General features: G+C 71.4%; 4 protein-coding genes. All 4 read right to left on the reverse strand.

Annotated features, from left to right (window positions below; genetic code table 11):
- Nucleotides 1-96: 96 nt before the first annotated feature.
- Nucleotides 97-3,009 carry a hypothetical protein gene (locus ACWDSL_RS36405; protein ID WP_450492231.1) on the reverse strand — a complete coding sequence of 971 codons (2,913 nt, stop codon included), beginning with the start codon at nucleotides 3,007-3,009 and terminating at the stop codon, nucleotides 97-99.
- Nucleotides 3,006-4,124: an ATP-binding protein gene (locus ACWDSL_RS36410; protein WP_450492232.1), complete on the reverse strand. Its 1,119-nt coding sequence runs from the start codon at nucleotides 4,122-4,124 to the stop codon at nucleotides 3,006-3,008. Before ACWDSL_RS36410 ends, ACWDSL_RS36405 begins: the two co-directional genes overlap by 4 nt.
- Nucleotides 4,125-4,135: 11 nt before the next feature.
- On the reverse strand, nucleotides 4,136-5,464 hold the full coding sequence (locus tag ACWDSL_RS36415; RefSeq protein ID WP_450492233.1) for a VWA domain-containing protein: 1,329 nt from the start codon (nucleotides 5,462-5,464) through the stop codon (nucleotides 4,136-4,138).
- The coding region (locus ACWDSL_RS36420; RefSeq protein ID WP_450492234.1) for a hypothetical protein at nucleotides 5,461-6,588 on the reverse strand (1,128 nt) is incomplete at its 5' end. The genes ACWDSL_RS36415 and ACWDSL_RS36420, both read right to left, overlap by 4 nt.

Consider the following 6,588-nt stretch of genomic DNA (forward strand, 5'->3'; position numbering starts at 1 on the left):
AGCGGCGATGCCCAGCCGGTGAACAGCTCGGCAAGGGCCGCAAGGGCGCGGCCGGCGGTGTCCCCCGACACCCGACCGGCCGCGCCCGCGCACTCGCTATCCGACCGGGCGCAGATCGAGCAGCCTGGCCACGGCGTCCGCGGTCTGCGGATACCGGGTCAGCAACTCGCCCACCTCCCGCCGCTCGGCTCCGCCGTCGGGTAGCGCGGTGTCCTGCCACTCCGCGTCGTACCCGAGCGATCCGGCCACGGCGTCACAGGTCGCCGGATGGGCGGCCAGCAACCGCGTGACCACCCCGCCCGGCGCGGCCTGCGGACCCGGCGCCGCCTTTGATGCCGTCGGCCGCGCCGACCACGGCGGCACCCACGCGTCGACCGCGGACAGCGCGGCGGGAAAGGTGCGGCCCGCCTCGCGCACCAGCACCGGAACCAGCTCCCGCGCACCGTCGCGCAGCGTCGTGATCAGCTTGGGCAGCCAGGGGAGCAGAACCGAGTCGGGCAGCCGCGCGAACGCCTTGGACAGCTGCTCGACCACGAACGGCGTCAGCGTCGGCACCGGCTCCAAGGCCTGCACGAACCCGCTCATATAGCGCGGGAACGCCGGGACGACCAGCGGGTTGGCCAGCAGTTCGGCGCAGCGTGAGCGCAGTTCGGCCGAGGACATCAGGCCGAGCCGGGACCGGGCCGCCCACACCAGCGCGACCTTGTCGGGCGCCTCGGGATGCGACTGCCGTACGGCGAGTTCGAGCTGGGTGTGGTCGCACCCGAGCGAGAGCGCGAAGCTCTCCATCTCGAACAGGAAGCCCAGCATGGCGGCCACCTGGCGCAGCCCCGTGGCCTCGTCCGCGAAGGCCGTCGGCAGCAGTGTGCAGTAGTGCGCATAGCCCGCCGTGACGAACCGTTCGCACCAGCGCGGCAGCTCCGGCTCCGCGGCCCGGTAGTGGGCCAGCAACCGGCGGATCTGCCGCAGCACCCGGGGCGCGCCGTCCACGGTGCGCTCCGCGGTCAGCAGCTCTACGGCCCGCGCCCCGAGCTCGTCGGCGAGCCGTCGGCTGCCCAGATAGAGGATGGTCTCCTCCACGGCTTCGAGCGCGGTCGCGGCGGTGGCCTCGGGCGCCCAGGCGTCGCGGCGCAGCCGCTGCTCCAGCACCTGCTCGATCGTGACGCCCTCGTAGCCGAGCTCGACGAGAGAGCGCTGGTTGCGGCCGATGGCCAGGTCCCAGCTCTCCTGGATCGACCGCTCGCCCAGCCTGCGGGCGCCCATGATCGGACGGGCCGTGTCCCCCAGCAGCCGGCGCAGGATCCACAGCAGATCGGAGCAGGGCTTGAGCTCCGGGTCGGCCTGCAGATCGAGCAACGCGCGCTGGTTCGTCCGCGCCTGGAGATTGAGCCCGAGCGGTTCCAGACGGTCCAGCACATCGCGGGCCAGCGGCGGAAGCGCGTCATAGCCCACCGCGCCGATGCGGTCGCCGCCCAGCAGGATCTCGCACAGCCGGCGCACATCGCGGCGGCCCGGCACGGTGTCCTTCTCGATGCAGGTGACCGCGGCGTCCTCGAAGTCGTACGGCGTGGGGCGGCCGCGGCCACGCATCCCGGCCAGCAGGATGGACGTCTCGAACACCGCGATGGCGTCGGCCGTGCTGGCGAGATAGCCATTGCGGCGCGCCAGTCTGACGATGTCGACACACCACCCCAGCAGCTCGGCCTCGTCGAGATCGTCCAACACCGGCGGGGTGGCCAGGAACCCGGACAGCCGGTCCGCGACCCCCTCCGGGGAACCCGGAGCGGAGGCCTGAGTGGCACGCCCGCGCACCGCCCGCTTCTTCCCTCCCTTCTCGCCCGCCGGGCGGAACGGGGTGACTCCGCTGCGCTTCAGCGCCTTGGCCCAGGTCGCCGAGGCGATCGACACCGCCCCCGGGGCCAGCCCGAACTGCGCCTCGATGGCGGAGTGGCTGGACGGGATGAGCCCGTACATCCAGCGGGTCTCCGTACGGGGGCTGATCTCGTACGGCTCGCCCTCGGCCGCCAGCCCGAACTGCTCGACCGGGCTGGCCGCGTGGAAGGCGCCGCATACATACAGGCACCCCGCCGGGTCGGCGCCCGAGGCCGCCAGGTGTTCGCGTATCCGCGTCCACATATAGCGCTCGCGGTCCTCGTCCTGGGCGTTGCGCGCGTGCCGGTCCGGGCGCAGCCGCCGGAACAGGCTGCCGATCATCACCATGACCTGTCGGTATGTGTCGTAGTCCGCGCCGACCAGGGGCTGCTCCACATACTGGTCCCACCACTCGGACCAGTGGCGGACCTTGCCGTGGTGGAGCAGATACGCCTCCAACTCGGCGAAGCGGGGCCGCAGATCGCCGATCTCGATGCCGAGCGCGTCGCCGTGCAGGGCGGCCTCGTCGTGGCGGGCAGTGTCGCTTTCGGCACCGTCCGCACTGTCGCCAGCCGCGTCCGGTGCCTCCGCGGGCTCGGCGGGCTCCCGCGGCGTCCACTGGAAGACATGGTCCGTGGAGCGGTCGACCAGCATCAGCTCCACGTCCGGGCTGTCCAGGGCGTAGGCGATGGCCTGGTACTCGGCCGAGGCCTCGGTGATGGGCGCCACCACGCTGAGCGGCGCCCAGTCGGGCGGAAAGCCGTCGATGTCGGTCGCGAACGCCTGCAACGCCACGGGGAGGCGGCAGTTGCGCAGCTCGTCGAGGAGCGGCCGTAGATCCTCGCACAGCTCCAGATAGATGACCTTGGGCTGCTTCTCCCGCAGGCGCCGCACCATGGCCAGCGCCGAGGCCGGTGAGTGATGGCACACCGGGAAGATCTCGAGCTCTTCGCGCAGCGCCCGGTCGACGTCGTCGACCATGCCCGACAGGATGCCGGGGACGGCGCCGGCTTCGCCGGCGAAGGTGGCCGCGGCGTCGCGCAGCTGCTCACGGAGCGCACCGAAGGGATGCGACCCGGTGGATCCGCTTGGCCTGCTCGGCCTGCTCGCGGGGCTCCGGGGGTTGACCGTCGTCATGACAGGGTCGCGATCGTCTCGCGGCCGCCCTCCAGGAAGTCCTGCCAGGGCCCGCCCTCGTTCTTGCTGCGCGGCTCCACGACGCCGTGCCAGAACTTGTTCAGGATGGCCAGGTCCTCGGGGCTGCGCCGGGCCAGCGAACTCACCAGCGAACCGGCCAGCGTCCGCGCGCCGAGGACGCGGTCGCCGAAGAACTGGCTGTGCAGAATGGCGTCCTCGAGCACGCCGATCTGCTCGGCGGTGGACAGCGCCGATTCGAGCTTGTCGTCGTCGCTGGTGGCCGAGGCCGACGCGGTACGCAGATCGGCGAAGCTCTGCAGCAGGATGTCCAGCAGCGTGGGCGGCACCTCCAGCTCGATCCGGTGCCGGCGCAGCAGCTCACTGGTGCGGAACCGGACGATCTCCGCTTCGCTGCGCTTGTTCGTCACCACCGGGATGCGGACGAAGTTGAACCGCCGTTTGAGCGCCGACGACAGGTCGTTCACGCCCCGGTCACGGCTGTTGGCCGTGGCGATGATGGAGAACCCGGGCTGGGCGAAGACGATGTTGTCGTCGTCGAGCTCCGGGATGGAGACATACTTCTCGGACAGGATCGAGATCAGCGCGTCCTGCACATCGCTGGTGGACCTGGTCAGCTCCTCGAAGCGGCCGATCACGCCCCGCTCCATCGCCGTCATGATCGGCGAGGGGATCATCGATTCCCGTGACTGTCCCTTGGCGATCACCATCGAGACGTTCCACGAGTACTTGATGTGGTCCTCGGTGGTGCCCGCGGTGCCCTGGACGACCAGGGTCGAGTTACGGCAGATGGCGGCCGAGAGCAGCTCGGCGAGCCAGCTCTTGCCGGTGCCCGGGTCGCCGATCAGCAGCAGTCCCCGGTCCGAGGCGAGCGTCACGATGCTGCGCTCGACAAAGCTGCGGTCGCCGAACCACTTCTGTGGGATCTGCCGGTCGAGCCCGTCGGACGGTTCGGACCCGAGGACGAACAGCCGGACCATCCGGGGGCTGAGCCGCCAGGAGAACGGCTTGGGGCCGTCGTCGATCGACTCCAGCCAGTCGAGCTCTTCGGCGTACTTCACCTCGGCCGGCGCGCGCAGCATGTTGTTGTCGTTCATTCGTCGGTCTCCTAGGCGAGGAAGTTCTTGAGCTCGAACACGAGCTTGCGGATATGTCCGGAGATCACGGGCGCGCCGAGATCCTTGAGGCGTTCGCGGAACCAGGGGTCCACGCTCTGCCGCCCCGAGCTGTTCACCGAGCCGACCGGGATCAGCTTCACCCCGGAGCGCTGTACGGCCTCGAAGTCGGTCATCAGCGCCCGGTTGTCGTAGAAGTCGGAGATCCACACCAGCACGGTGTTACGGGGATCGGCGATCTTCGGCCGGGCCAGGGCGATCGCGGCGGTGCCGTCGGTACCGCCCCCGAGCCTGGTGCGCAGCAGCACCTCGAACGGGTCGTTCACCCAAGGGGTCAGATCCAGCGCCCGGGTGTCGTAGGCGACGAGATGGACATCCACCTTGGGCAACCCCGCGAATATGGAGGCGAGGATGGTGCAGTTCACCATCGAGTCGACCATCGACCCCGACTGGTCGACGACCACGATCATCCGGGCGGGCGTGGTCCGCTTGGCGGTGTGGCGGTAGAACAGCTGGTCCACATAGAGCCGTTCGCTCTCCGGGTCCCAGTTGGTGAGGTTCTTCCAGATGGTGCGATCCAGGTCGAGATTGCGGAAGGTGCGCTTCGGCGGCACCGACCGGTCGATGGTGCCCACGCTGGTCTGCTGCACCTGGGTGCGCAGCACCTCCGCGACCTCGTCGACGTAGCGGCGGATCAGCGCCTTCGCGTTGGCGAGCGCGACGCCCGAGAGATTGTCCTTGTCCCGGAGCAGCTGCTCGATGAGCGACATGCTGGGCGTCAGTGCTCTGGCCAGCGTCGAATCGGCCAGCACCTCGCGCAGCCGCATACGCCGCACCAGCTCGCCCTCCAGGGCCGACAGGGTGCCGCTCAGCTCCTCCGCACCCTCGGCGCCCAGCGCCTGCTTGCACCAGCCCGCGTCCCGCTGCCAGTCCGCCAGCTGCTTGGCCGTCACATCACCCGCTCCCGTGTTGAACACATTGAGCAGGAGCTTGGACACCAGGGCGGCCCGGCGCACCTGTTCCCCGGAGTCCTCCGTAGCGGCGCCGTCCTCCTCGTCGCCTTCGCTCTTGTCCGAGGGCACCATCAGGTCCTGGAACTCGGTCTCCAGGCCGGGGAAGCGCTGGACGAGGCTGTCCACCGAAACGGCCGGGTCCAGCAGCGCGGGCGGCAGCCCGAGGTCGTCGACGATGGCCACGCTCGCGGCCTCCAGCGCGGGCTGCTCCTCGGGGTCGAACAGCCGGGCCAGCAGCCGCCAGTAGAGCACCTGCCGCCGGTTCTCGTCGGCGCCGCCGCCCGATGTGTCATGCGTGATGTCGGTCATTTCCGCAGCAGCCGTCCCGCTCGCTCCCGCAGCACGGCGACCGCGTCGCCCGCCCTGGCCTCCGCCTTGGCGACCTTGGGATCCGTGATCCCCCGCGCCCAGTCGCCGCCGTGCACCTCGACCGGTTTGCGCTTGACCGTCGTCTGGACCGCCAGGGGCTGCACCATCCAGCGCCCGCCGTCCCGGCGGAGCAGGCCGATACAGGTGGAGGACGCGGCCACCAGCGCGGGCGTCAGCGGTCCGCAGGCGGGCAGCCGGTCCAGGTCGAGCGGGAGGGTCCGCCCGTCCAGCTCCAGTGCGCTGCCGTCCGTGGTGTACCCCTCCAGCAGCACCGGTTCGGCGATGCGCACCGGATGGCGCTCCAGCGGCGGGACCGGCGGCGCGAGCGCGCCGGCGAGCTGGATCCGGGCGGTGGCGAAGGGGTCCGCGGGCTCGCCCGCGGTGGCCCGGTCGTCGTGCCACACCAGGTCGCCACCGGCCAGCAGCGGCAGATCGGCGACCTCCAGGGCACGTCGCTCCGCCAGCGCGGTCAACAGCGTGGGATGGCCGTGCAGCAGCCGCCACATAGCAGGGCCGACGATCGTGTCGACCTTCGCCGCGACCACGCTCGTACGCACCAGGCGCGCCGGTGCGCCGTCGGCGGGCTCCAGGACCGCGTGGACCTGTGCCTGCACGGCGGTGCCGTGCTCGTGTACGTCCACGCCGAGGAGCAGCAGCCGCCCCGACACCGACTCGACCGGCGGGGCCGCGCCGGAACGTCCGCCCTCCCACGACAGCGTCACGGCGCGCGCCCATAGATCGGCCCAGCGCCGCGCGGGCAGCCGCTCCGCCGTCGCGAGCGGGGAGGACGCGCGCAGCTCCGCCGCCAGGCCGTCCAGGAGCACCGCCAGACGCCGCGGTCCGGGCTCGGCCAGCAGGGCCTCGATGGTCTGGTCCGCGGCGGATATCAGGTCGTGGCCGACGCCACGCCAGCCGGCGATGGCCAGCTCGCGGAGCCATGACCGGGATCCGGCGAGCATGCTCCGCGCCCCGGGCGCCGCCGCGGGCGGCTCTTGCCACGCCTCCCTGGTGCGTCCGAGCGCGGCGTCCAGGTCGGCCAGCCGGGCGTCGTGCACCGCGCAGAA

The organism is Streptomyces sp. NPDC000941, assembly GCF_053599555.1.